Annotated in this window: 21 protein-coding genes; 16 read left to right on the forward strand and 5 right to left on the reverse strand. The window is 32.9% G+C overall.

The features are described 5' to 3' along the window. Positions 1–2: 2 nt before the first annotated feature. From BN863_RS13195 to BN863_RS13215, 5 genes are all read left to right on the forward strand, one after another. Positions 3–2,933 (forward strand): SusC/RagA family TonB-linked outer membrane protein, encoded by a 2,931-nt coding sequence (locus BN863_RS13195; RefSeq protein ID WP_038531427.1) that lies wholly within the window; start codon positions 3–5, stop codon positions 2,931–2,933. Positions 2,934–2,945: 12 nt separating this feature from the next. Next, a complete protein-coding gene (locus BN863_RS13200) occupies positions 2,946–4,604 on the forward strand; it encodes a RagB/SusD family nutrient uptake outer membrane protein (protein WP_038531430.1) in 1,659 nt (552 codons plus the stop codon). Positions 4,605–4,681: 77 nt separating this feature from the next. Next, positions 4,682–5,251 (forward strand): discoidin domain-containing protein, encoded by a 570-nt coding sequence (locus tag BN863_RS13205; protein WP_038531433.1) that lies wholly within the window; start codon positions 4,682–4,684, stop codon positions 5,249–5,251. Positions 5,252–5,381: 130 nt separating this feature from the next. After that, the gene (locus BN863_RS13210; protein ID WP_038531436.1) at positions 5,382–8,702 is read left to right on the forward strand and encodes a VCBS repeat-containing protein; all 3,321 of its coding nucleotides are present in this window, start codon (positions 5,382–5,384) and stop codon (positions 8,700–8,702) included. Positions 8,703–8,711: 9 nt separating this feature from the next. Beyond that, a complete protein-coding gene (locus BN863_RS13215) occupies positions 8,712–10,055 on the forward strand; it encodes a DUF3472 domain-containing protein (RefSeq protein ID WP_038531440.1) in 1,344 nt (447 codons plus the stop codon). A gap of 190 nt (positions 10,056–10,245) precedes the next feature. On the opposite strand, the gene BN863_RS13220 is transcribed toward BN863_RS13215, so the two are convergent. From BN863_RS13220 to BN863_RS13240, 5 genes are all read right to left on the reverse strand, one after another. Continuing rightward, entirely contained in the window at positions 10,246–10,770 is a 525-nt protein-coding gene (locus BN863_RS13220) for a hypothetical protein (protein ID WP_038531443.1), read from the reverse strand. Positions 10,771–10,792: 22 nt separating this feature from the next. Further along, positions 10,793–11,239, reverse strand: coding sequence for a hypothetical protein (locus tag BN863_RS13225; protein WP_038531445.1), 447 nt, complete (start codon positions 11,237–11,239; stop codon positions 10,793–10,795). An 85-nt stretch (positions 11,240–11,324) separates the two neighbouring features. Next, positions 11,325–12,059, reverse strand: a complete 735-nt coding sequence (locus BN863_RS13230; RefSeq protein WP_148304615.1) for a hypothetical protein — start codon at positions 12,057–12,059, stop codon at positions 11,325–11,327. 391 nt (positions 12,060–12,450) lie between these two features. Continuing rightward, the gene (locus BN863_RS13235; RefSeq protein ID WP_038531450.1) at positions 12,451–12,804 is read right to left on the reverse strand and encodes a DUF779 domain-containing protein; all 354 of its coding nucleotides are present in this window, start codon (positions 12,802–12,804) and stop codon (positions 12,451–12,453) included. Positions 12,805–12,871: 67 nt separating this feature from the next. Continuing rightward, positions 12,872–14,368, reverse strand: a complete 1,497-nt coding sequence (locus tag BN863_RS13240) for an aldehyde dehydrogenase family protein (RefSeq protein WP_038531453.1) — start codon at positions 14,366–14,368, stop codon at positions 12,872–12,874. A 204-nt stretch (positions 14,369–14,572) separates the two neighbouring features. On the opposite strand from BN863_RS13240, the gene BN863_RS13245 reads away from it, so the two are divergent. The 11 genes from BN863_RS13245 to BN863_RS13290 all read left to right on the forward strand — a co-directional run bounded on the left by BN863_RS13245 (position 14,573) and on the right by BN863_RS13290 (position 25,535). After that, positions 14,573–15,487 (forward strand): AraC family transcriptional regulator, encoded by a 915-nt coding sequence (locus BN863_RS13245; protein WP_038531456.1) that lies wholly within the window; start codon positions 14,573–14,575, stop codon positions 15,485–15,487. A 282-nt stretch (positions 15,488–15,769) separates the two neighbouring features. Beyond that, positions 15,770–16,225: a PA2169 family four-helix-bundle protein gene (locus BN863_RS13250; protein ID WP_038531459.1), complete on the forward strand. Its 456-nt coding sequence runs from the start codon at positions 15,770–15,772 to the stop codon at positions 16,223–16,225. Positions 16,226–16,513: 288 nt separating this feature from the next. Beyond that, complete coding sequence (locus BN863_RS13255) at positions 16,514–16,777, forward strand: hypothetical protein (RefSeq protein WP_038531462.1); 264 nt, start codon at positions 16,514–16,516, stop codon at positions 16,775–16,777. Positions 16,778–17,019: 242 nt separating this feature from the next. Further along, the gene (locus BN863_RS13260) at positions 17,020–19,389 is read left to right on the forward strand and encodes a TonB-dependent receptor (protein ID WP_038531464.1); all 2,370 of its coding nucleotides are present in this window, start codon (positions 17,020–17,022) and stop codon (positions 19,387–19,389) included. Positions 19,390–19,432: 43 nt separating this feature from the next. Next, complete coding sequence (locus BN863_RS13265; RefSeq protein WP_038531467.1) at positions 19,433–20,206, forward strand: DUF4625 domain-containing protein; 774 nt, start codon at positions 19,433–19,435, stop codon at positions 20,204–20,206. 158 nt (positions 20,207–20,364) lie between these two features. Continuing rightward, positions 20,365–20,844: a DUF4625 domain-containing protein gene (locus BN863_RS13270; protein ID WP_038531470.1), complete on the forward strand. Its 480-nt coding sequence runs from the start codon at positions 20,365–20,367 to the stop codon at positions 20,842–20,844. Between the two features lie 12 nt (positions 20,845–20,856). Beyond that, positions 20,857–21,255 carry a MerC domain-containing protein gene (locus BN863_RS18315; RefSeq protein WP_084817543.1) on the forward strand — a complete coding sequence of 133 codons (399 nt, stop codon included), beginning with the start codon at positions 20,857–20,859 and terminating at the stop codon, positions 21,253–21,255. Positions 21,256–21,336: 81 nt separating this feature from the next. Then, positions 21,337–22,287 carry a DUF4625 domain-containing protein gene (locus BN863_RS13275; protein WP_038531473.1) on the forward strand — a complete coding sequence of 317 codons (951 nt, stop codon included), beginning with the start codon at positions 21,337–21,339 and terminating at the stop codon, positions 22,285–22,287. Between the two features lie 373 nt (positions 22,288–22,660). Next, positions 22,661–23,380 carry a 3-ketoacyl-ACP reductase gene (locus BN863_RS13280; protein WP_038533627.1) on the forward strand — a complete coding sequence of 240 codons (720 nt, stop codon included), beginning with the start codon at positions 22,661–22,663 and terminating at the stop codon, positions 23,378–23,380. 175 nt (positions 23,381–23,555) lie between these two features. Continuing rightward, a complete protein-coding gene (locus BN863_RS13285; RefSeq protein WP_038531476.1) occupies positions 23,556–24,722 on the forward strand; it encodes a BamA/TamA family outer membrane protein in 1,167 nt (388 codons plus the stop codon). 24 nt (positions 24,723–24,746) lie between these two features. Continuing rightward, entirely contained in the window at positions 24,747–25,535 is a 789-nt protein-coding gene (locus tag BN863_RS13290) for a patatin-like phospholipase family protein (protein WP_051774813.1), read from the forward strand. Positions 25,536–25,613: the final 78 nt, after the last annotated feature.

The following is a 25,613-nucleotide window of genomic DNA, read 5'->3' on the forward strand; positions in this document are numbered from 1 at the left end:
TTATGAAAAAACAATTTACTTTTTTATTACTAACACTAGCTGCCTGCTTATGTTTTGAAGCTAGAGCACAGAGCGATCCTAGAATTATTTCTGGAACCGTGGTAGACGATAACAATGTTCCTATTTTAGGATTAAACGTTGTCATAACGGGTACAACAACAGGAACAACAACCGATTTTGACGGGAATTATTCTATTCAAGTACCAGAAGATATGCAGACACTGTCTTACACATATATAGGCTATTTATCTCAGACTATAACGATTAATAATCAAACTGTAATTGATGTAAAAATGATAACAGATGTGTCTAAATTAGATGAAGTTGTTATTGTTGCCTATGGATCACAGAAAAAAGAAGCAATTACATCATCTGTTGTAAGTGTAAATTCAGAAGAACTAGAGGACATCACAACACCTGATGTATCTTCTATGCTTCAGGGAAAAGCTGCAGGTGTTCAAGTTTCTGCAACAGGTGGTTCTCCAGGAGCTTCACCAGAGATTTTAATTAGAGGTCGATCTTCTTTAGGGGGTAGTGTTACTCCTTTATGGGTTGTAGACGGTGTTATACAACATGGTACTCCTATTATAAACCCAAATGATGTAGATACAGTTTCTGTTTTAAAAGATGCATCTGCTACCGCATTATACGGATCTAGGGGAGCAAATGGAGTTATTATTGTAAACACCAAACGAGGAGAAGTCGGTAAATCAGAAATTACCGTAAGTTATAAAACTGGAATGAACCAATTTAACATGGGAAATTTCGAGGTTATGAACTCACAAGAGTTATACGATTATAATCTGCAATTAGGTAACAATAACCCTTGGTTTAGTGAGGATTTATTATCTAGAGATACAGATTGGATAGATATAGGAACTCAAACAGGAATAGTAAAAGACGCAAATATATCTTTTACCTCTGGAACCGAAAATTTAAACCTTTTCTTAAACACTGGATATTATGGTGAAACTGGAACTTTAAAAGGAAATGAACTTAATCGTTATACATTTCGTATGAATCTAGACTACCAAATGTCTGAACGTTTTAAATTAAAACCAAAAATCTCATTTAGTTTTGATGAAAGAGATAATGTTGCAGAAGCACCTTTATACGATTTATATTTAAATTTGCCTTGGGATTTACCTTACGATGAAAATGGAGAAGTTGTAAATGCTAATGAATCTCAAGATTGGATTGGACGTGATGGCCGAAATTATCTTTATGACCAACAATGGAACTACTCTTCTAGTAGCATATTTAATATGAGTGCTAATTTAGATTTTGAATATAAAATTCTTAAAAACTTAACATTCTTATCTACCAATAACTTTACGCTATACCGTTCGTTATCTAAATCCTATACAGACCCTAGATCTAACGCTGGTTTAGCAAATACAGGTAGTGTTAGCGATGCCACAGCAAATAGATTTACTCGATTAACAACTCAAATGTTGAGATATAAAAACTCGTTTAATGAATCTCATGATTTATCTGTTTTGGCAGGATATGAATATAACGATTACAAATATGAAACTTTTGGAGCAACTGGAACTGGAATCATCCCAGGGGGTGAAGTTTTAGATATTGCTAGCAAACCAGGTGCTATTAGCGGACTTACTAATGAGTATGCTTTACAATCTTACTTTTTAGCAGCTGAATATGGTTATGCAGATCGTTACTTTTTAAAAGGTTCTATTCGTAGAGACGGAGCTTCTAACTTTGGTTTAGATAGCCAATATGGAAATTTTTTCTCTATAAGTGGTGGTTGGTTAATACATAACGAATCTTTTTTTAATAGTAGAGCGATAAACGAACTTAAATTACGTGCAAGTTATGGTACTGTTGGTAATAGACCATCATCATTATATCCTTACCAAGGCACATATGCTGTAGATACACAGTATGTTGGTGTTCCAGGAGCTATATTAAGTCAATTTGGGAATCCTGACTTATCTTGGGAAAAATCATTTGAAACAAACCTAGCTTTAGATATAAATTTATTTAACAGAATTAGTGCCACTTTTGAATACTATAACAAGGACACTTCAGATTTATTATACTATGTGAGTTTACCAGACATTACAGCTTACAGTGGTTATTGGGAAAATATAGGAGGAGTAAACAATAGTGGTTTTGAAGCTTCTTTTAATGCTGACATTATTCAAAAAGATAATTTCAATTGGAATATTGGTTTTAATATTGGTGTAAACAAAAATGAAGTTACAGAACTTTACGAAGCAGACGAATTACCTCAAGGGCGTAAGCTTTGGAAAGTTGGCGAAAACGCAGACTCGTGGTATATGAGAAAATGGGCAGGTGTTCATCCCGGGGATGGAAATCCGTTATGGGAAGTTGTAGACCCAGAAACAGGAGATATTAGCTACACTAGTGATTATGCAAGTGCAACTGTTCAGTTTTTAGATAAGGCTTCAACACCAGAATTTGTTGGAGGATTTAATTCTAGTTGGTCATATAAGGGATTGACTTTATCTACTTCATTCGATTTCTCTAAAGGAGGATATATCTACAATTCTTCAAGAGAATTATTCGACTCAGATGGGATTTATCCAACATTTAACCAACAAGTACTTAGTGATGGATGGAGCAGATGGGAGGAACCAGGTGATCAAGCAACTCATCCAAGACCAGTATCTGGAGGGAATAATAACTCGAACAAACCTTCATCACGTTATTTAGAGGATGGAAGCTTTTTTAGAATGCGAAATGTTACATTGTCTTACAACCTTCCACCATTAGTTTTAAGCCAACTAAAACTAAGCAATATTAATGTATATGTCTCTGGTGATAATTTATTTACAATTACTAATTATAGTGGTGTAGATCCTAGTGTAGGAGGAATTACTGGTGAGGCAAGTTTAAGCTACCCTATTCCAAAGCGCTTAGTATTAGGTCTTAATGTGTCATTTTAAAAAAAGAAAACGATGAAAAAATTATATATACTATTACCACTTTTCGCTTTGATAATTACATCTTGCGATTTAGAAAGGAACCCATACGACCAAGTCGCTGTTGAAGACTTACTATCAGACCCAGGCTCTATTGAAGCTGCTACAGTAGGTAATTATGCTCTTTTAAAAGGGGATCTTGGATATTCGGGATGGGTAGACGATTTACATAGAATATCTGAATATGCAGGAGATAATATTTCTTTAAGCGGCGGAACTACAGATGATTTGTTTTACCTGTATAACTACCAAGCTATTCCTACCAATTATAGAACTGCTAGATTCTGGAGTAATTCTTATAAAGTTATAGTAGGAACCAATGTAATGATTGAAAGGATTGAAGAAGGGGTTACAGAAGAAGAAGATCAATTACTAGGAGAAAATTATTACCTAAGAGCTTTAGTATACTTCCAAATGGGTAATGTGTTTGGTAGACCCTATAATCAAGGACCTTCTAACTTATCTGTGCCTTTAAAATTAACTTCAGCTACAGATGATATTCCAGATCGTAATACTGTAGAAGAAGTTTACGAGCAAGTTATTAGTGATTTGGAAAAAGCAGAAACTTTAATGAATATTAACAAGGGGGCATCTTATGCTTCTAAACAAGCTGCACAAGCATTATTATCTCGTGTATATCTATATAAAGAAGATAATAATTTGGCTCAAGAATACGCGGATAAAGTAATTAGTTCTGGTGAATATACTTTATTACCTACTAGTGAGTTTAAGGAAATGAATACATTAAGACCTGATAATAATCCTGAAGCTATTTTTGCAGTAACTCTTAGCAGTGAATCAGATCTTTTAGGAGAAAGCGATAATTGGTATACTATAGGTTCACTTTATGCATCAATTGAGGGTATTGGTTGGGGAGAAATGTATGCGTCTAGCTCTTATTTAAATTTAATTAATAAGAATCCGAATGATGCAAGAAAAGCTTTTATTGAACCACAATATTTAGAAGATGATAATGGAGATGGAATTCCAGTGGTCTATTGGGTAAATTCTCAATACTCATATGAATTTAGAGAAACTACAGATTCTAATGGTACAACAACTTTTGTTGATAATGGAAGTACATATACTATATACTCGGAAACAGATTCAAACGGAAATGAACTTTATTTCTTTAATAGTAGTAACGGAAAACAATATGTTAACAAAGATTTTGATTTAGAAAAACGTAATGGGTATCCAAAATTTTACATTCTTAAAGCTTCTTTACAAGAAGATGACGTACATATGTGGTCACCAACTGTATCACGTTTAGCAGAAATGTACCTTAACAAAGCAGAAGCATATGCTAAACAAGGAGCTGACGACTTAGCCTTAGAAGCAATTAATGTTTTAAGAACTCGTGCTGGTATCCCAGAAATGACATTATCGGATATTCCATCAGGAAAAACTGTATTGGATATTGTATTAGAGGAACGCAGATTAGAATTAGCATACGAAGGGCATAGAAGATATGACGTATATAGAAATGGAGACACTATGATTCGTACATATCCTGGTGGGCATTTAAATGGAACTAACCCTTTTTACGAAATACCATCTACGAGCAACAGAATCATTGAATTTATTCCTGAACAACAAATAATATTACAGCCAAGTTTAATTCAAAACCCATAAAATAATAAGCTCCCTTTCGGGGGAGCTTATTAAAGTTTCACACTTATTCAGTTCATCTAAAAACATCTATTTAAACCATGAATATTCTTACAAAATATAATAAAGTCACAGGGTTAGCACTGTTATTTGCTTTCTCCTTAATAACATTCATTTCGTGCGACGAAGATTTAGTTTATCCAGACCAAAGCAAACTTCCTCCTGCTACTTATGACACGAGTAATTGGACAATTTCCGACTATAGCTCTCAAGAAGACCAAGGAGGCGAAGGAGACACAGGACGGGCTGCAGATATTATTGATGGAAATACATCTACATTTTGGCATACTTGCTGGAGTGGATGTACTCCTGTTCCTCCACATTTCATTACTGTAGATATGAAAAAAGAAAACGAAGTTCACGGATTCTTTTTAGTACAAAGACAATCTCTATCGAGAAACTTGGAATCTATAGAAATTCAGGTTAGCCAAGATGGTTCTACATGGTCATCAGCAGGAACCTTTAACCTAGAAAAAATTGCAGCTCAACAAGAATTGGTATTATCAGAACCTAATTCATTTCGTTATTATAAAATGATAGTAAACTCTGTTTTTGATGGTAGTGATAATGCTGCTTTAGCGGAATTAGTTCCATATATCGCCTACAATTAATATAAAAAAACAGAGGCTAATAGCACCTTTACTCCCTAATTAACAATTATAAACAGAAGGCCAGCCCCTTCTCTAATCTTACGGCCTTCTGTTTACTTAAAATAACTTCTAATTTAACTGAGTCTTGACTATGGTAAAACGCTTCTTATATATTACAGTCCTACTGTGTATTACATTAAACAATATATCATGTAAGCATACCCAAGAGACAGAAAATGAAATTAAACTTTTCACTAAAATTAATTCTGAACTTTCAGGAATTACTTTTGAAAATAAAATACTAGAATCAGAACAGATTCACTATTACAAATATCTCTATTTATATATTGGAGGAGGTGTGGCTGCTGCCGATTTTAATAATGATGGCTTACAGGACTTATTCTTTACATCAAATATTTACCATAATAAATTATTTATAAATAAAGGAAATCTAAAATTTGAGGATATTACTCCACAATCTGGTATTGAAAAACGTGCAGGTTTCGATACAGGCGTTTCTGTAGTCGACATAAATAGTGATGGGTATTTGGATATATATATAAATCGCGCGGGATGGTACCAAGGAGACATCAAATTGGCCAATATGTTATACATAAATAATGGAAATCTCACTTTTACAGAACAAGCAGAAACATATGGTCTAGCTGATACTAATAAGTCAATTTCATCAACTTTCTTCGATTATGATAAAGATGGAGATCTAGATGTATACATTTCAAATGCTCCTTCAAATTTTGAGATATCATCTAAATTAATCGATTTAAAAAAAATACAAAATAGCCTAGAAACAACTTTGTTTAAAGGTAGTGATAAGCTTTACAAAAATTCAGGAAATAATAAATTTATAGATGCGTCTCTTGAAGCTGGAATTCTTCCTGATTTAGGCTTTGGTTTAAATGCTCAAGTAGGAGACTTAAACAACGATGGGTGGCAAGATATCTATGTCTCGAATGATTTTATAACTCCAGATTTTGCTTATATAAATAATGGAGATGGAACTTTTACTGACAAAAGAAATGAACTCTTTAAACACCTTTCTTATTATAGTATGGGAAGCGATATTGGAGATATAAACAATGACGGTTTATACGACTTAATGGTTTTAGATATGAGTCCAGAAGATTACATCCGTTCTAAAACAACAATGTCTATGACTTCAATAGATAAATTTAACGAAATGGTTACTAAGAATTACCATAATCAGTATATGCACAATGTCTTACAATTAAACAATAGCAATGGTACTTTTAGCGAAGTAGCAAATATGACAGGTTTATCTAAAACCGATTGGAGTTGGTCTGTACTATTTGCCGATTTTGACCTAGATGGTTTTAATGACATCTATGTGACCAACGGTGTGTATCGTGATGTTATAGATCGTGATAGTAATAATGAGATAAATAAAACTATAGATAAAAACAAAGAAAACCTAGAAGAAAAGGACTTTTACGCCTTCACTAAAAAGCTACCACAACAAAAATTAACAAACTACTTCTTTAAAAACAAAGGGCATTTAAAATTTGAAAACACAACTACAAATTGGGCGAGTGAAGAACCTTCTTTCTCTAATGGAGCTGTATATGTAGATTTAGATAACGACGGTGATTTAGATATAGTAACCAATAATTTAGACGAGCATGCCACTCTCCTTAAAAACAACGCAAAGCAAATCACTAAAAATAATGCTATTCAATTTGAATTCAAAGGACCAAAAAATAATCTTTTTGGTGTAGGGACTACAGTAAAATTATATTTAAAAAACGGAGAAATTCAAACTAGGCAACTTGTAAATGCTAGAGGATATTTATCTTCAGTCTCTAATACATTACATTTCGGAACGAGATCTTATACCACTATTCCTAAAGTTGAAATCATTTGGAATGACGGAAAAAAACAATTTCTAAAAGACTTAAAAACAAATCAATTACACATAGTTAATTACTCCGATAGTACAAGTTTTATAAAAACGGAAACTGATATAGTTAATCGAATATTATTTAAAGAAGAGAACCTCCCTTTTCAGCATGAAGACCCTGCATTTAACGATTTTAACAAACAACTCCTTTTACCCCACAAACTATCGCAAACGGGTCCAGCTGCAGCAGTTGCAGACCTAAATAATGATGGTTTAGATGACATGTATATTGGCGGTGGTCATAATCAAGCAGGACAATTATTAATAGCACAAACTAATGGTGAGTTTTCCGCCGTGCCTATTTCAGCTTTTATTACAGATAAAGCTTTTGAAGATATCAGTGCATGTTTTTTCGACGCAGACAGCGATGGTGATTTAGATTTATATATCGTTAGTGGAAGTTACGAATTTGATATTGATGACGCATTATTACAAAATCGATTATACATAAATAATGGTAAAAATTCATTTAAAAGAAATAAAACTGCCATTCCTCAAATAAAAGAGTCAGGTTCTGTAGTTAAAGCTGCAGATTTTGATAAAGATGGAGACATCGATTTATTTATAGGTAGCCGTGTAATACCCGGAAAATATCCATACACTCCGAATAGTTACATTTTAATTAATAATAACGGAATTTTTTCTGACAAAACAGATAGTATTGCTCCTAGTGTTAGACAATCAGGTATGGTTACTAGTGCACAATGGAACGATATAGATAAAGATGATGATCTTGATTTAATCATTACAGGCGAATGGATGGGTATTCACGTTTACATCAATAATAATGGAAAGCTAACTGATAATGACCAATATAAATATTTAAATCAAGTTACAGGTTGGTGGAATGCAATAGAAGTTGTAGATATAGACAATGATGGAGACAAAGATATTATTGCTGGAAACTTGGGCCTTAATTATAAGTTTCACGCTTCTAAAGAAAAGCCATTTCATATTTACACTAATGACTTTGACAATAATGGTACAGAAGACATTATGCTTGCAAAATATTACAACTCTAAACTAGTTCCTGTAAGAGGTAAAGGTTGTACTGCTCAACAAATGCCATATCTTAAAGAACGTATTATAACCTATACCGATTTTGCAAATAGTGACATAAAAGAAATTATAGGTGATAATTTTGAATCAGCAATTCACCAACAAGCAATAGAATTTCGTTCAGGATTATTTATAAATAATGACGGAGAATTTATTTTCAAACCTTTTCCTCAAGAAGCTCAAATAGCACCAATAAATAGTATTGTATTTAAGGACTTCGACAATGATGGTATAAAAGATTTGCTATTAGCAGGTAATAATTATCAATCTGAAATAGAAACCACACGTGCAGATGCTGGTATTGGCACCTACTTAAAAGGGATTAATAATAATTTTGAATACATAAAGAACCAAAATACAGGATTTTTTGCCAATAAAGATGTTAGACATGTGTTATATATAAAATCCAAATCAGATAAAATAATTATTATAAATAATAATTCTAAACATCAAGAATTTTCAATCCAAAAACCATAAATTAAGAATATGAGTTATAAAAATAAATTAAACAAAACCTTCTTTTCATTCTTATGCTTAGGCATAATTGCTTGTAACGATGGTACAGATTCCAATCTAAAGATTAGTAAAACTGAAGAAATTCCTATTAACTATGTTTTAAGTCTCCCTCCTGGTGGTAATAGTTGGGTTATAGATAATACCTCAATGGATCAACAAGTCATTTCAGATTCAGGAATAACTCAATGGAATAACTCAAATTCAATAATTAGAACTTACTTTAAAACAGATTCAATAGGAGAGTTAAAATTAGGCTTAAAAGCAAAAACTACCAATCAAGCCACACTTAAAATTACCCTAGGAAAAACTAGTAAAGAAATAACTTTAAATAACAAGAAATATACTACAATTGACATAGGCACTTTTAACATTACTCAACCTGGATATCATTATATTGAATTAGAGGGGATAGAAAAAACAGGTAACGTATATGCCGACATCTCAGAAGTTTTAATAGGTGGATCTATTACAGAAAAAAACATTACATATGTACCAAACGATTTTCATTTTGGTAGAAGAGGACCTTCGGTACATTTAAAATATGAAGCACCGCAAAACATAGATGCTGTTTATTTCTATAATGAAATTACCGTTCCTAAAGATGAAGATATAATTGGTTCATATTATATGGCTAATGGTTTTGGTGAAGGATATTTTGGAATTCAAGTAAACTCTGAAACAGAAAGACGAGTTTTATTCTCAGTTTGGAGTGAATTTGACACTCAAGACCCTAATCTGATACCAGAAGAGTATCAGGTTAACTTATTAGGAAAGGGCACAAATGTTTACTCAGGAGAATTTGGAAATGAAGGTTCTGGAGCACAAAGTTATCTTGTAAAAAATTGGAAAACTGATATAACGTATAAATTTCTTCTAAAAGTAACACCATCACAGAACTCTTCTTCAGATTATACAGCATATTTTTATGACCCTGACATAAATAATTGGCAATTAATAGCTTCATTCAGACGTCCAAATACAACGACTTATGTTACAAATATGCACAGTTTTCTAGAAAACTTTTCACCAAGTACAGGTTACATTACAAGACAAGCTAATTATGGTAATCAATGGGTATACACAACGGAGCACGAATGGATTGAGATAACTAAAGCAACCTTTACTTATGATGCTACAGCACAAAAAGGAGCTAGATTAGATTACGAAGGAGGAATTACTGCCAAAAACACATTCTATTTAAAAAATTGTGGTTTTTTTAACGAGAACACCGAACCTAATGCTCCATTACATAGAGAATCACAACTAAAACAACCCACAATAGATTTCACTAAACTAGAGACTCCAACTTTATAAAATTAAATATAGTTTGTTTTGAGTTAGTTGTTTATTTCAATAAGAGGCTGTTTCTTTTTTATAGCCTCTTATTATTTTAATTAAAATATTTATTAGATATCCATTTTCTTCAAACGAATTTTAAAAAGTATTTTTATATTAATTGTCCATCTAATTCGATAATATCATTTTCTATAGGCGATTCATTAAGTTACAATTCTGCTAATATGTTTTTTGCTACCTCAATGGTAACATCTTTATATTCCCCTTTTACATCACCCATATCTTTAGAGATACTTATATGTATTAAATTTTTATTAGCATAGGTAGAAACCTGAGCTTTAGCAGCCATATAAAAGGCATCTTCTCCAACACCTTGCAATGGTTCTTTATTTTTAATATAACTCATTGCTGTTGCAAAGTTTTTAGCATTTCCGGCTCCTTTTACAACAACAAGCATAGCTCTTGCATCTTGTCCATCTATTTGAAATTTATAGAAACACGTAGGATAAGATGAACCACTTACTTCTTTTCTAAAATTGATGGCTTCTGGCAATATACTTTGCAAATAAGCTTCCGTTAAATAGTCGCAAGGGTCTAAATCTGATTTAGCGTTTTTGGTATTGCTTTCTATATTCTTTTTTAAATCTTTAACCGATGACTCACTATTATTCTTTTTCTGTTCTCCACAAGCGCACAAGACTATAGAAATTAAAACTATATACTGTGTTTTCATCGTTTTATAGTTTAATTATTATTTATTTACAATAACCTGTAAAAGTAATTTTTATACTGTTGACACTAGCAGAACCTTCTTCATAAAGTGTTGCTGAACCTTTAAACCCATTATTGGTTTTTTCCCAAGTCAAAACATTTGGAGCACTAAAATTAACACCGTTATCTACAATTGCTAACATCAGACCTTTTCCGTTTTGAAAACCAGAAATATTTAAACCATCTCCATTAGAATCTCCAACATCTAATTTATCAGATTTGAACTGAAAATAATCTTCTTCTAAATAAGAACAGTCTATTTCTACTTCGTAAGTTTTGCTTGGAGCAACAGCTTTAAAAGTGCCTCTTTTATTTGTGTGCTCTGCCGTGGCCGTTGTTACTGGTATGTCTTTATTTACTTCTGACTTTGCTTTTTCTTTGCAACTACATAGTATAAAGCAAATACTAAGAAGGAGTACATAATTTTTCATATTTTAAATATTTAGGTTAGGTTTTACTATACGTTAGACAGTGTGTTCATGCTATCTTTATCTTCAATTGGCTGATTGATTAAAGTTACAGCAGAATCCATTGCGTATCTGCTAGCACGTTGTCGATTCTTGTTATTTTAGTTTCTGATGGCGTCACTTTACCAAACTGAGATGTAAAAGTTTCTGTAATTGTATATTTAACGATATTCCATCCTTTTTGCAATTCAAGATCGTAAATTTTAACATCCATATAATTTTCATCATCGTTCCCCGTATAAGTTCGCATACTGCAAGAACCTTTTACCGAGGCATTATCTTCTAAAAAATACCACCGTAAATAATACCCTTTTGTTATATTTCCTTGGCCGAAATTAGATAACCAAGATGCAATTTCTAAGGTGTTAGTACAATACAAATAGCCATAAGAAGTATTATCTATACCAATTACTTCTAATTCTGGAAGCGCAGCAATAACAACAGCTGCATTTTCAAACAGAATGGCTTCAGTATCACATTCGAAAGTAGACTTTACGGTATTAAATTTCATATCCCAATTTTGGAACGTTTTTTCTTTCGCTTCATCAGCTGCTTTTTTCTGGTTAGCTAAATAATTATCATCTAGAAGAATTGTTATTTCGCCCTGAGATGTAATTGTACCCATCTCGATTTTTTCTTTTAATATATAGTCATTAAAAATTATTAAAGCTTCTCCATTCTGCCAATTTTTCAAATCACCTTTAATTATGTTTTGTCTATCGTAAGTAAAACTAGACACAAGAAACATAACTATTAGTATTATAATTGTTTGTTCAGCTCTCATAAAAATATTTTTAATTATTTGTAGCTTATATTTTCTAATTATTGCTTTATTGTAATTGCATGGCGATTTGATTTTTTAATGAATATAGGTTTCAAAAATACATTTATCAATAAATCTTAATCATTCAGAGGAAAACTTGACACACAGCCTTTAACAAATCTACATGAGTCTAGAAGGAAAGGATATATCATTTGTAACAAATGATATAAGAGATGTAACATTAAAAAAAAAAGCGCTTAATTTAAACGCTTATAAAGAGTAAAACTTCACGTGAAGAAGTTTTGTAAAGACCAATCAGAATTATAGAAATTCATAAAAAAGCCATAAAACATACAAGATACTTTACGGCTTTTGAAATCATTTTTACTTTAATGGGTGTGTTTAGACTTTATTAAGGATTTAAAACTGCATTTTCTTGTTCTGTAAACAATCGAGATTGAATAATAAATCGGAGCCCTAAAGGAATTTCTAATGAAAAACTAGAACCTCGTCCTGTAGTAACATCTACAGTAAGGTGCGTATGCTTCCAATATGCATACTGATCTTGATTCATATAAAAAGGCACACTTTCTATATCGCCCAAATGAATATCACTTTCATCGAGATACATATCGTCTTTTTCAAAAATCATTGGGGAAGAGCCATCGCAACATCCACCACTTAAATGAAAAATTAACTCACCATGCTTCTCTTTTAATTGATTAACGATTTTACTCGCTTCGTCTGTAATTGCTATACGTTCCATATTTTAAAAATTAAAAAAGGTTGAGTTAAAAAGCTAAACCAACCTTAATTGCTATTAATCAATCTTTTTAAAAGAATCCTAGTTTATTTTTATCGTAAGAAATTAACATGTTTTTTGTTTGTCTATAATGATCCATCATCATTAAATGGTTTTCTCTACCAAATCCAGATTTTTTGTATCCGCCAAATGGAGCATGTGCAGGATATGCATGATAACAATTTACCCAAACACGTCCAGATTTAATGGCTCTAGGAATTTGATATAATTGGTGCGCATCTCGTGTCCAAACCCCAGCGCCTAATCCATAAAGCGTATCGTTAGCAATCTCTAAAGCTTCAACCTCATCTTTAAACTTTGTAACACAAACTACAGGGCCAAATATTTCCTCTTGAAAAACTCGCATTTTATTATGTCCTTCCAAAATGGTAGGTTTAATATAAAATCCTTTAGATAAATCGCCTTCTGTATTCGCTTCTCCACCACATAATACTTTAGCGCCTTCTTCTTTTCCTATTTTTAAATACGATTGGATTTTTTCATATTGATCGTTAGACGCTTGTGCTCCGACCTGAGTATTGACATCGTAAGGATTATCTTGAATAATAGCTTCTGTACGTTCTACCACACGTTTCATAAAGGCATCGTAAATATCTTCTTGAACTAAAATTCTTGAAGGACATGTACATACTTCACCTTGATTAAAAGCAAATAAAACAGCACCTTCAATAGCTTTATCTAAAAACGCGTCATCTGCATCCATAACACTATTAAAAAACACATTTGGCGACTTCCCACCTAATTCCATCGTTACGGGATTTAGATTTTTAGAAGCATACTGCATAATTAATTGTCCGGTTGTAGTTTCTCCCGTAAATGCTACTTTATCTACCTTAGAACTCGATGCCAAAGGTTTTCCTGCTTCTGGTCCAAATCCGTGTACAATATTTATAACGCCTGGAGGAAATACATCTGCAATTTTTTCCATCAATATTGTTGCAGTAAGCGGAGTTTGTTCTGCAGGTTTTAGCACTACACAGTTTCCTGTGGCTAAAGCTGGTGGTAATTTCCATGACAACATTAATAGTGGAAAATTCCAAGGTATTATTTGTCCAATAACACCTAGAGGCTCCTTAATATTCATAGACAATGTATTGGCATCTAATTCTGTTGCACTCCCCTCCTCGGCACGAATACAAGCAGCGAAATAACGCCAGTGATCCACAGCTAGTGGAATATCTGCATTTAAAGTTTCAAGTATAGGTTTACCATTATCACAGGTTTCTAAAACAGCAAATTCTTCTAAATTCGCTTCAATAATATCTGCTACTTTATTTAATAGCGCCGAACGTTCTGCAGCAGGTGTATTTCCCCAACTCTCTTTTGCGGCATTTGCAGCATCTACAGCTAATTCTACATCTTCTTTTTGCGATCTCGGAAATTTAGCAATCAAACTCTGGTCTATAGGAGATGTATTTTCGAAATAGTCACCATTAATAGGTTTTACAAATTTTCCGTTAATAAAATTCTCGTACTGGGCTTTAAATTTTGGTTTAGAATAGGCCATTATTTTTATATTTTAAGTTAAGTTATCCGTTTTAACTAGAAATCAGTTTTATCGAATATGTAATTTTTACATGAAAAAATATGATTATTATCATTTTTAACAAAGTTATTTTGTTAAAGTCTAAAACAATTGAACATATTTATTATATTTTAGTACTATTCTATTATTACAATAAAAATTGTTTCTAAACTCGTAGCATTACATATGGATCATATTTTAAGTCAACACAATTCACAGCGAAAAATCACCACTTTAGTTGAGAACAGAACGACCTACAGTGCCAATTTTGCTGAACTCAATATTTTTGAAACCCATGAATACGCCGAAAAGGTTACGTTAAAATTTGGTTTCCCCATTATAGCGAGTATGCTAACAGGTAAAAAAGTAATGCATATTGAAGGGCTACCCGCATTCGAATTTTATCCTGGAGAATCAGTAGTGATGCCTAGTAACAAAGAAATGGTTATAGACTTTCCTTTAGCAACTATGGACAATCCTACCAAATGTTTGGCTTTAGGTATAGATAATTCTAAAATAAAAGAAGTCGTCGATAAGTTTAATGATAATGTACAAATTGAAAATAAAAACAATTCCTGGTCGCTAGACGCTACTACAGACCATCTTATTAACAATTCTGATGTTAGCCAATTAATAAAGCGACTAATTCATACGTTTACAAACAGTAATGCCTCCAAAGATATGCTGTTAGATTTAATGATTCAGGAACTCATTATTCGTTTACTTCAAACCAAAGCCAAGTTTTGCTTGATTAATTCGGAGCATTTGTTAGACGACAATCGAATAGGTATTGTTATTAAATATATAAAAGACAACTTAACAAATAAAGATATTACTGTTGACCTTTTGGCCGAAAAGGCATGCATGAGCACCTCTCATTTTCATAAAAAGTTTAAAAGTACTTTGGGTATATCTCCTATAGATTATATCAATTCTGAAAAAATTAAATTTTCAAAAAAACTGATTAAAAACAGTAAAGACTTTAGAATTTCGGACATTGCTTTTAAAACTGGTTTTAATAATATTAGTTATTTCAACAGACAATTTAAAAAAATGGAACTCATGACACCGTTACAATTTAAAAAATCGATTATGGCTTAAAAGTTCTACCATTGAGATTGAATTCACACAACTCACATATTATCACACACATAACAATTAATTAATCAGATTCTATTCTTAACACCTCCCCTTTAAGGCTTCATTATTATACTAGGATTAATTCAGTTAAGTTTTTATAAAATAGACAAGCTTTAATTAATGAATTTTTAAACGCCTAACTAACAAAAGTATTCACCTTATTTTATCCCAATATAATATTGTATTTTTAGATAAAATTCTATTTAAGAATAGCATACACTACGTATTTAAACACATAAAACTATGGAAACATTTAGCGAAGAAGCCGAAATTAAACTTAATGAGCTTATTGAAAAAGCAATTGATGCCGAGAAAGGATTTATAAAAGCCTCTATACATGTTGATAATCCAAAATTGAAAACCTTTTTTAATGAAAAAGTCATTGAAAGAAATGGATATATTACAGAACTCCGTGATTTGCTTCTAACACAAGGCTTAGACCTTGAAGATGACGACGACGGAAGATTATCGGGGATATTAAACCGAGTTTGGATAGACACTAAGGCACTTTTTTCTTTAGATAGCGATGAATCTATATTAGAACAAGTAAGAGAAGGAGAAAAAGAAGCGATTAAAGATTATGATGAAATCCTTAATAATCATGAACTAAATCCAGATTTAAGAGCTATGCTTTTAAAACAAAGAGATGCGATTCAGGCTAGTAGTAATAAGATTGATTATTTAGAACACATAGATTAATAAGATTAAAAATTTTAAACTGTTTCCTTAATAGGAAAATATACGGTCGTCTTACATCTATGTGCAGACGACCATTTTTTATAAAAAAAAATTATAATAGATTCTGTAAATATTAGATAAGCGAATCAATTAAATTAACTCCCAAAATTAGCTGCATTTCCTAATTAACATTTACTTAACGTTTATATGTGATAAGGGTTTCATTATATTTAATAATTTAGCCGATTAATGAAAACAAGTCGCATTAAAAATAGCATTACTTTTTTGTTTCTCTTCCTTTTTCTATCCATGAAATTGGTTGGGTTGCATGCGCTATCTCATTCACACGCTCATGATGTAGATGACAGTGACCATGCTTTACACTGTGTAATTTGCGACCATGCCACTGCTATTAATCTTACACCTGCAATTTCTCCTGAGCCACAAGAATTCTCATTCGAAATTAAAGAGTATGTATTTACTCAAGATTTAAGAAAGTATTACAATTATATTCACTCGAATACAATTACTACCGACGAGCTCTTTTCTAGACCTCCGCCATCCCTAATTTAAATTTCACCTATACATTTTATCATTTAAAGACCCAATAATTTATTTTATCTGGTTTTGGTATCTTTTTACACGTTTTAAAAATTGATAATTATATTATTATTGACTTTTAAAACATATTCCGATACCTCCATCATACCATTTAAAGTTTAAATATATAGGCCTTTACTCTAATCTACGTGTATTAGGACATTTTAATAGTTTTCATTCTAGAGAACATTTCTAATTTTTCACAGTATATCAATATGCTTCAAAAAACACTTAGTGTATGGCTATGTTTAAGCCTATGCACTTTAGCGTTTGCACAAGAAACCTTTACAGTAAAAGGATCTGTGCTTAACGCCAACACCTTACAACCTATTGAAGGCGCTTCAATTAGCGGTAACGATTTATTTACTATTAGCTCGAATACAGGTGATTTTACACTGAAAAATGTAAAAACAGGAGAATACACCTTTACTGTTACTAGTATGGGCTACGCGCCAAAAGTTATCACGGTAGATGTATGTCTTGAGTTGCAAGATGTTGTAGTTCATTTAACTGAATCTACCACCAACTTAGATGAAGTACAAGTTCATGGAAAATCTAAGCAAAGAGAAAACAAGGAAACGCCTGTAGTATCATATACCGTTACCGAGGAATTCTTGAACAAAAACAGAGAAAACAGCTTGATGCAAACGTTGAGTAAAATTCCTGGGGTAAGCACAATTAATATTGGGTCTGGACAATCTAAACCTGTAATTCGTGGTCTAGGGTTTAACCGTGTTGCCGTTGTGCAAAATGGAATTAAACATGAAGCACAACAATGGGGAAACGATCATGGTTTGGAAATCGATCAATATGGTATTGAAAATATTCAGATTGTAAAAGGACCGGCGTCTTTGGTGTATGGTTCAGATGCTATTGCTGGTGTTGTCGATATTCAGCCAAATTTTATTCCGGCAATGCATTCTTTTAGTGGAGAAGTCAATCTAATAGGTGAAACTAATAATGATTTAATTGGTGTCTCTGCCGGTATAGAAGCTCGTAAACACCATTGGTTTTATAGAGCGCGATTAACGTACAGAGATTATGCCGATTATAAAGTGCCTACAGATAAAATTAGTTATGAAAATTATATTTTCGATTTACATGACAATAATTTAAGAAATACAGCGGGGCATGAAGCCAATGGTAGTTTTAGCATAGGCTATATTAACGATAACATACAATCTGAAACAACCTTTAGTAACGTTAGTGCTAAAAACGGGTTTTTCGCTAATGCTCATGGTTTAGAAGTTATCGTTTCAGATATTGATTACGATAGTTCAAACCGAGATGTCGATTTGCCATATCATTCTGTAAACCACATTAAAATTACTAATAATACCAGTATAGCTCATGACAACCATACCTTTATGTTCGATTTGGGGTATCAAAATAATCACAGAGAAGAACATTCAGAACCAGTTCCTCATGGTTATATGCCAAAACCATCAAATACTTTAGAGCGTGATTTTAATAAAAACACATACGCTTTAAATGTTAGAGATGCTTTTAATATAAACGACACACATGATGTTGTATTAGGGGTAAATCTAGAATACCAAGATAATAACATTGGTGGGTGGGGGTTTTTAATTCCAGAATATAATCGTTTTACTGCCGGTGTATTTGCATTCGATACCTACGAAATCTCTCGAGATTTTCATGTTTTAGCTGGTTTCCGTTACGATTATGGTTCTATAGAAACAAAAGCCTATTACGATTGGTACTCTACTCCGGTAACCAATAATGATGGCACAACTTCAGAGATTTATACACAAAGAGCATTAGATAAAACCTTAGATTTTGGTAGTTTTAGTGCCTCAGCAGGATTGAGTTATATACATGATAACACTACTTATAAAATTAATATAGGTAAGAGTTTTAGAATGCCATTAGCTAACGAATTGGCTTCAGACGGCGTAAATTATCATATGTATCGCTACGAGAAAGGGAATTTAGATTTAGACCCAGAATCCTCATACCAATTAGATTTAGATATTGACCATACCACCAAAACCTTTAGCGTTGGTGTTAGTCCGTTTGTTAACCTCTTTGATAATTTTATTTATTTAAATCCAACCTCTAATTACTACGAAACTTTACAGATTTACGAGTACACCCAAAGTAAAGTATTTAGAATAGGAGGAGAACTTAGAGCAAGTACAACACTTTTTGAAAACTTACAGCTAGACGCTTCTGCAGAATATGTCTATTCTAGACAAACTAGCGGTCCTAAAGAAGGCTTTACCATTCCGTTTTCACCGCCTTTGTCGGGACTGTTCACTGCTAGCTATCAATTTAAAGACGTACTCTTTTTTACTAAACCCTTACTAATCGCCGATTATAAGATTACTGCAAAGCAAGACGAGATTGTACCTCCAGAGGAAGTTACCGATGGGTATCAATTAATAAATATGTCATTTATAACAGAACTCGATGTATTTCAGAACAATGCACCAATAGAAATGCGCCTAAAACTAAACAATGTATTCAATACAAAATATTTCGACCACACAAGTTTCTATCGTTTAATAGACGTTCCGGAAGCCGGTAGAAACCTATCATTATCATTAACAATACCTTTTTAAATAACAACAATCAATTAATATTAACACTTAAAATCAGAAAATTATGAAAGCAAATTTTAAACTTTTAGTCCTTTTCCTTTCACTAGGATTAGTTTTACAATCATGTAGTAGTGACGACGACGGCGCAACAACAAGTGCACCAGTAATTACCGATTTCGAATTTGGTGAAGGTACAGACCATTCTACAGACCTAGTAGCAGATAGAGGCACAGACCTTCATTTAGAAGCAAATATTTATGCCGAAAATGTAGTGAGCAGTATTACCCTTAAAATTCATTCTCACGACGACATCACCCTTGCTGAAGGCGAAGAAGCTTGGGAATTCACACAGGTATACGACGATGCCTCTTACCAAGTCATTAATGCAACATTTCACGAACATATAGATATTCCTGCAACTACACCAGCTGGAGAGTATCATGTAGAACTTATTGTTGTAGATGAGTTAGGAAACAGTTCGGAAGTTGAAGGCCATTTAGATGTTTTAGCACCAATTACAATTAGTGGATTTGAAATGGATGAAACTGTAGTACGTGGTAGCGATTTTCATGCTGAATTTTTGGTAAATGCCCATAACGGTATCCATGAAATTAGCGTTGACATTCATGCGCACGATATTCCTGTAGGTGAAGGAGAAGTAGAATGGGATTACGAAAATGTATATTCTGATTACCATGACTTAACCGAAGCCGAATTCCATAAACATATCGATGTTCCTGCAACTGCTCCTGCAGGCGAATATCATGTTACGTTTACTGTTGAAGACGAAAATGGAAACATCCAAACTTACGAATCACACATCGACATTACAGCTTAATACATTAACTACGAGGCTGTCTTAAACGTGTTAAATCCGTCATTCTGAATGCATTTCATAACCTCATCATATGAACTACCAAATATATGAGAACATGAATCTAGTTCAGGTTAACGAAAACGCAACTTTTAAGACAGCCTCTTTATCCCTTAATTACTATGAAATTTATATTAAAATTCAACTACGTATTTCTTCTTCTTTTGCTTTTAGCATCATGTTCAGATAGCGATAGCATAGACAAAGACGAAGAAAAACCGGTTATTACCATTAATTACAACGGTGGTTTTCCTCAAGCATGCGAGCAACTTAAAAGAGGTGAAACCTACATTTTTAAAGTTCTGGCTACAGACAACCAAGCCTTAGCATCTTACAGTTTAAACATTCATAATAATTTCGATCACCATACACATGACGATCAAGATGTAAATTGTGCTTTAGACGATAAAAAGGATGCAATAAACCCTTTATTAGTGAATGAAAATTATGCTATTGAAGGTGGACCAACAAGTTATGAAATAGAAATTGAAGTGATTATCCCTAACGATGTAGATACAGGAGATTACCACTGCGCCTATTCGGTAACCGATGAAACTGGATGGCAAGCACGAACATCTGTAGATATTAAGATTGTAGAATAATATTTAAGACATATGATATTTACAATTCAAAAAGCAGACAGACTAGGGGCTGTATCTAGTATACTTTGTCTAATACATTGCATCGCGACACCCTTTATATTTATGGCACAAACGAGTCTGCTAACGTGTTGTAGTTCTACACCCGGTTGGTGGAAACTTACAGATTATATTTTCTTGGCAATTTCTTTCTTGGCTGTTTACTGTTCAACTCATACAACAGCAAACACATGGATAAAGCCTGCCTTATGGATAAGTTGGAGTTTGTTGTTTTTTATAATTATTAATGAAAAAGCAACATGGGTTTCTCTTCAAGAAAATGTAATATTTATACCAACATTGTCATTAATACTATTACATCTATACAACCGAAAATATTGCAAATGTGATACTGACACGTGTTGTATACATTAAGACACAAAACCTAACCTCAGATAAAACAAACTGTTAGTACAAAAAAAATCAGAATAACAAACAATAAAAATTAAAACAATAATGAAGATTAAAAATTACGTATATATCTTACCAATACTACTTGTATTTCTTACTTCTTGTAATAATGATGATGATGAAGTTATTATCTTAGAGACACCTACTATTTCTGAAGTTGAGGTTGGTCTTTACAATAACGAACTTGGCGTTGTTGGTGAAGACTTTCATCTTAACGCAGAAATACTTGCAGGAGATCTTATCGACATCGTTAAGGTAAACATAGAACAGAAAAGTAATGAAACGTATGCGGAAGAATGGTCTTATGAGATTACTTGGGATAAATATCAAGGCTTGAAAAATGCTACAATGCATCAACATTTCGATATTCCCGCAGAAGCTCCAAAAGGTAAATATGACTTTATTATTACAATTACTGATCAGAATGGAACGTATCTAGAAGAAATTAGACAAGTTGAATTAATTGATGCTGCCGATTTTCCAGACGTTAATCCGCATGTTAGTGTGTTTGGAGTAGACAAAATTAATGTCGATGGGGTTTCAGGATTTAATAATTTTTATAATAATGGTGAATTTAAAAATCCGGACGCAACATTTTTTAGTAAAGATGAATCTCTTTGGTCAACAATTCAAATAGGAGGTCTTAAAGGTGACGGAATTATGTACGGATTATTAATTAAAAAGAGTCTGAACCATAAACCTGAAACTGTAGAAGCTATAGATTTTTCTAAAGTTATAGTAACAGAAGTTGTCTCACATTCTTCTGGAGATGAAGAGGTCATAACATTAAGAAACAATAAAGATACAGACCATTGGAATTACGGTCTCCCTATAAAAATAGGAGCTGCAAACGATAATAATATTCCAAATCCTAATCCTATTACGGAGGGTAATGCTTGGGAAACTGCTACGTATTATTATGGTGTAGTTTACACTAACTCATCATATTTAAAAAGTACATTCAAGTATATTGAATTTGATATCGTAATAGAATAAATGTAAAGGCAGTATTCAAAATCCATTTATGCACTACAAACTTTATTCATATCACAAATTTAAAATCAGCTTTAGCCTCACCGTTACAGCTGATTTTTTTTATTCTACTTATAAATTAATTTCAACAACATCAGAAATATAAGTGTACTAAAATAAGTTGTATGGGTTTAGATTATAAATGTCTACAAAAGGCTTTTAACACAAGGTTTTTTCATCTTCTTATAACATTTTATTCTTGAAATTTCTACACTAATCTAGATTAAGAAACTGCTCTTTCTAAGCTAAATTTTGTAATTTAGATTCTTAATAAAAAAAGCCAAACGTGTTGTATTTTGCTTTTAAATACGACAAAGACTATACAAAAGAAAAAATCATGACAGAGTTAAAAAGTAAAAAAGCCATAATAACAGGAGGAAGCAGAGGTTTAGGAAAAGCAACCGCCATTGCATTTGCTAAAGAAGGTATCGATGTTGCCATAACTGGTAGAAACGAAGCACAGTTAACAGCAACAGTTGCCGAATTAAAAGCGCTTGGTGTAAACGCTACTTATGCGGCATTCGACGTGAGTAATTACGAGGACGTAAAAACAGGAATTAATACGCTTATCGATACGCTTGGAGGTGTAGACATTCTAGTAAATAATGCTGGAATTGCAGCTTTCGGATCGCTTAACGATATGCCTGTAGACCAGTGGACACAAATAATCCAGACTAATGTAATGGGAATGTATTATGTGACTAAAGAGGTCTTACCACATTTAATTACTCAAAATGATGGTGAAATTATAAACGTATCTTCAACGGCGGGATTAAGCGGAAATGCAACTACCTCAGCATATTCAGCTTCTAAATTTGCAGTTATCGGAATGTCTGAATCATTAATGAAAGAAGTTCGTAAGAATAACATTCGTGTGTGTACATTAACACCAAGCACCATTGCATCAGACATGTCTATCGATTTAGGTATCGCAACAAAAGATTCTGAAGACAGTGTATTACAACCTGAAGATTTTGCAGAATTAATTCTTGCTGGATTAAAACTACCAAAAAGAGCCATGCTTAAAAGCGCTGCATTATGGTCTACAAATCCATAATCTAAATATGAAAACCTTAAAAAAGCGAGAAATGAAATCCTTCATCTCTCGCTTTTTTTTGACTTATAGTTTCAGAATACTATTCCGATATATTACCTTTAAACCACATTTGACACAATCAGGCTAAAAAATACAATTTACATGATTGCTAGGCTGAAAACTAAATAGATCCATAATGAAAAACACGACGCCACTATTTTTCGTTCTTATGCTTTCTGTATGTTTCTTTGCTTCTGCCCAACAAAAGGAAACCTCTAAAAAGCAAAAATTTGATAAAACTATTTTCAAAGATTCTTTAGATGGTAAGTTGGACATGAGTGATTTCCTTATCGATTTTAACGGATTTATTCCTGTAGTACAACTCATAACAGAACCAGCTCTTGGTGACATTGGAGTAAGTGCATCTGCTTTATTCATTAAACCGAATAAACAGCAAACTGAAGGAAAATATACACCGCCAGATATTACCTTAGGTTCTGTGGGCTATACAGCAAACAAAACATGGTTTCTTAGTGCTATACGAGTGGCATCTCTTCCAGAACACCATCTTAAATATGTTATAGGTGCAACATATGGCGATCTTAATATGGATTATTTTCGTGACCTTCCTAATTTAGGCACTCAAAATTTCGGTTTTAATTTTAATGTTTCTACCATATTTGGTGTTTTATTACGCCAGATTGCTGATACCGATTTGTATATCGGACCAGAATATTTTTATTTACACAACAAGATTAAACCTCAATTTGAAGCCAATCGTTTTCCTGATTTCGAAGATAGAACCAGTTTTACAGACAATATTAGTAGCTTAGGAATTAATATAGATTTCGATAAGCGAGACAATATATTTACTCCGGATACTGGTCTCTACATCACCTCCGATTTTAGAATAAGTCAAGACTGGCTTGGTAGTGATTTTAATTTCCAGAACTTTCACGTCGGAGCTTTTAAATATTTTAATCCTTCTCCTAAATGGGTTTCAGGATTCCGATACGAAATGAGTTTACAATTTGGAGACGCTCCGTTTTTCATGAAACCCTCTATTGCGCTTCGTGGCGTTCCTTTAGCTAAATACCAAGGAGACCAAACGTATGTATTAGAAACAGAGCAACGTTACGACTGGTCCCTACGTTGGAGTAGTGTGGTTTTTGGAGGTCTTGCCAAAGCTCCAACCGAAAATAAAAACTTTAAATATTCGACCATGGTTTATAATTATGGTACCGGTTTTCGTTATCTCGTTGCGAGAAAATTTAAACTCAGAGCAGGATTAGATTTCGCTTGGTCTAATAATGACTTTGGATGGTATGTGGTTGTAGGAACGGTTTGGAACGATAAAAATTAAAATTGGTAAATAGACACAGATAACATGATATTAAAAGCATCCACTTGGAATCGTAAAAAAAAGTTAGGACTTGTATTATCTGGCGGAGGTTATAGAGGCGTCTCTCATATTGGTGTTTTAAAAGCTATGGAAGAACTCGGCATAAAACCCGATTACATTTCTGGAACAAGTTCGGGTGCTATTGTGGGGTCACTTTATGCTGCAGGCAATCATTGGCAGGATATTCTAGATTTTTTCATTAAAATTGAACTGTTTTCGTTTAATAATTTTACACTACGTAAGCCTGGTCTTTTCGATGGAAATAAACTCGCTTTACAACTGAGTGCATTTTTTAAAGAGAATAATTTCGAGAGTTTAGAAATCCCGATGTACATCGCAACCACAGACTTATTAGAAGGTACTACGCGTTATTTTTCTGAAGGGATACTAACAGCACCCATCATCGCCTCATCATCAGTACCAGGTATGTTTACCCCAATAGATTTTAATGGCTATTTATTATGCGATGGCGGTGTTACTAATAATTTCCCCATAGAACCTATTCAGGATTTATGCGACAAAATTATTGGCGTATATCTTAATCCGCTACCAGAAATGACAAGGAAAGATTTACGAACTACAAAATCCGTTATTAATCGCTCTTATAGTATTTCGGGATTGGCCGTTTGTGAATCAAAATTTAAAGATTGCGATGTGCTTATTTCTCCTAAGGAAATTGGAAACTGCGAAGCTTTTACAAAAACCCATATAGATCTTCTGTTTAAATTAGGCTATGAAGATGCTTTAGAGAAATTGAGTCATTTAGAATTTTAAACAGCATTATAAATTAAGATAAAAACAAAAAGGCAGATGAAAGAAATTTCACCTGCCTTAATGCTACTAAACTAAATT

This window comes from Formosa agariphila KMM 3901 (assembly GCF_000723205.1).
GTDB classification, from domain to species: domain Bacteria; phylum Bacteroidota; class Bacteroidia; order Flavobacteriales; family Flavobacteriaceae; genus Formosa; species Formosa agariphila.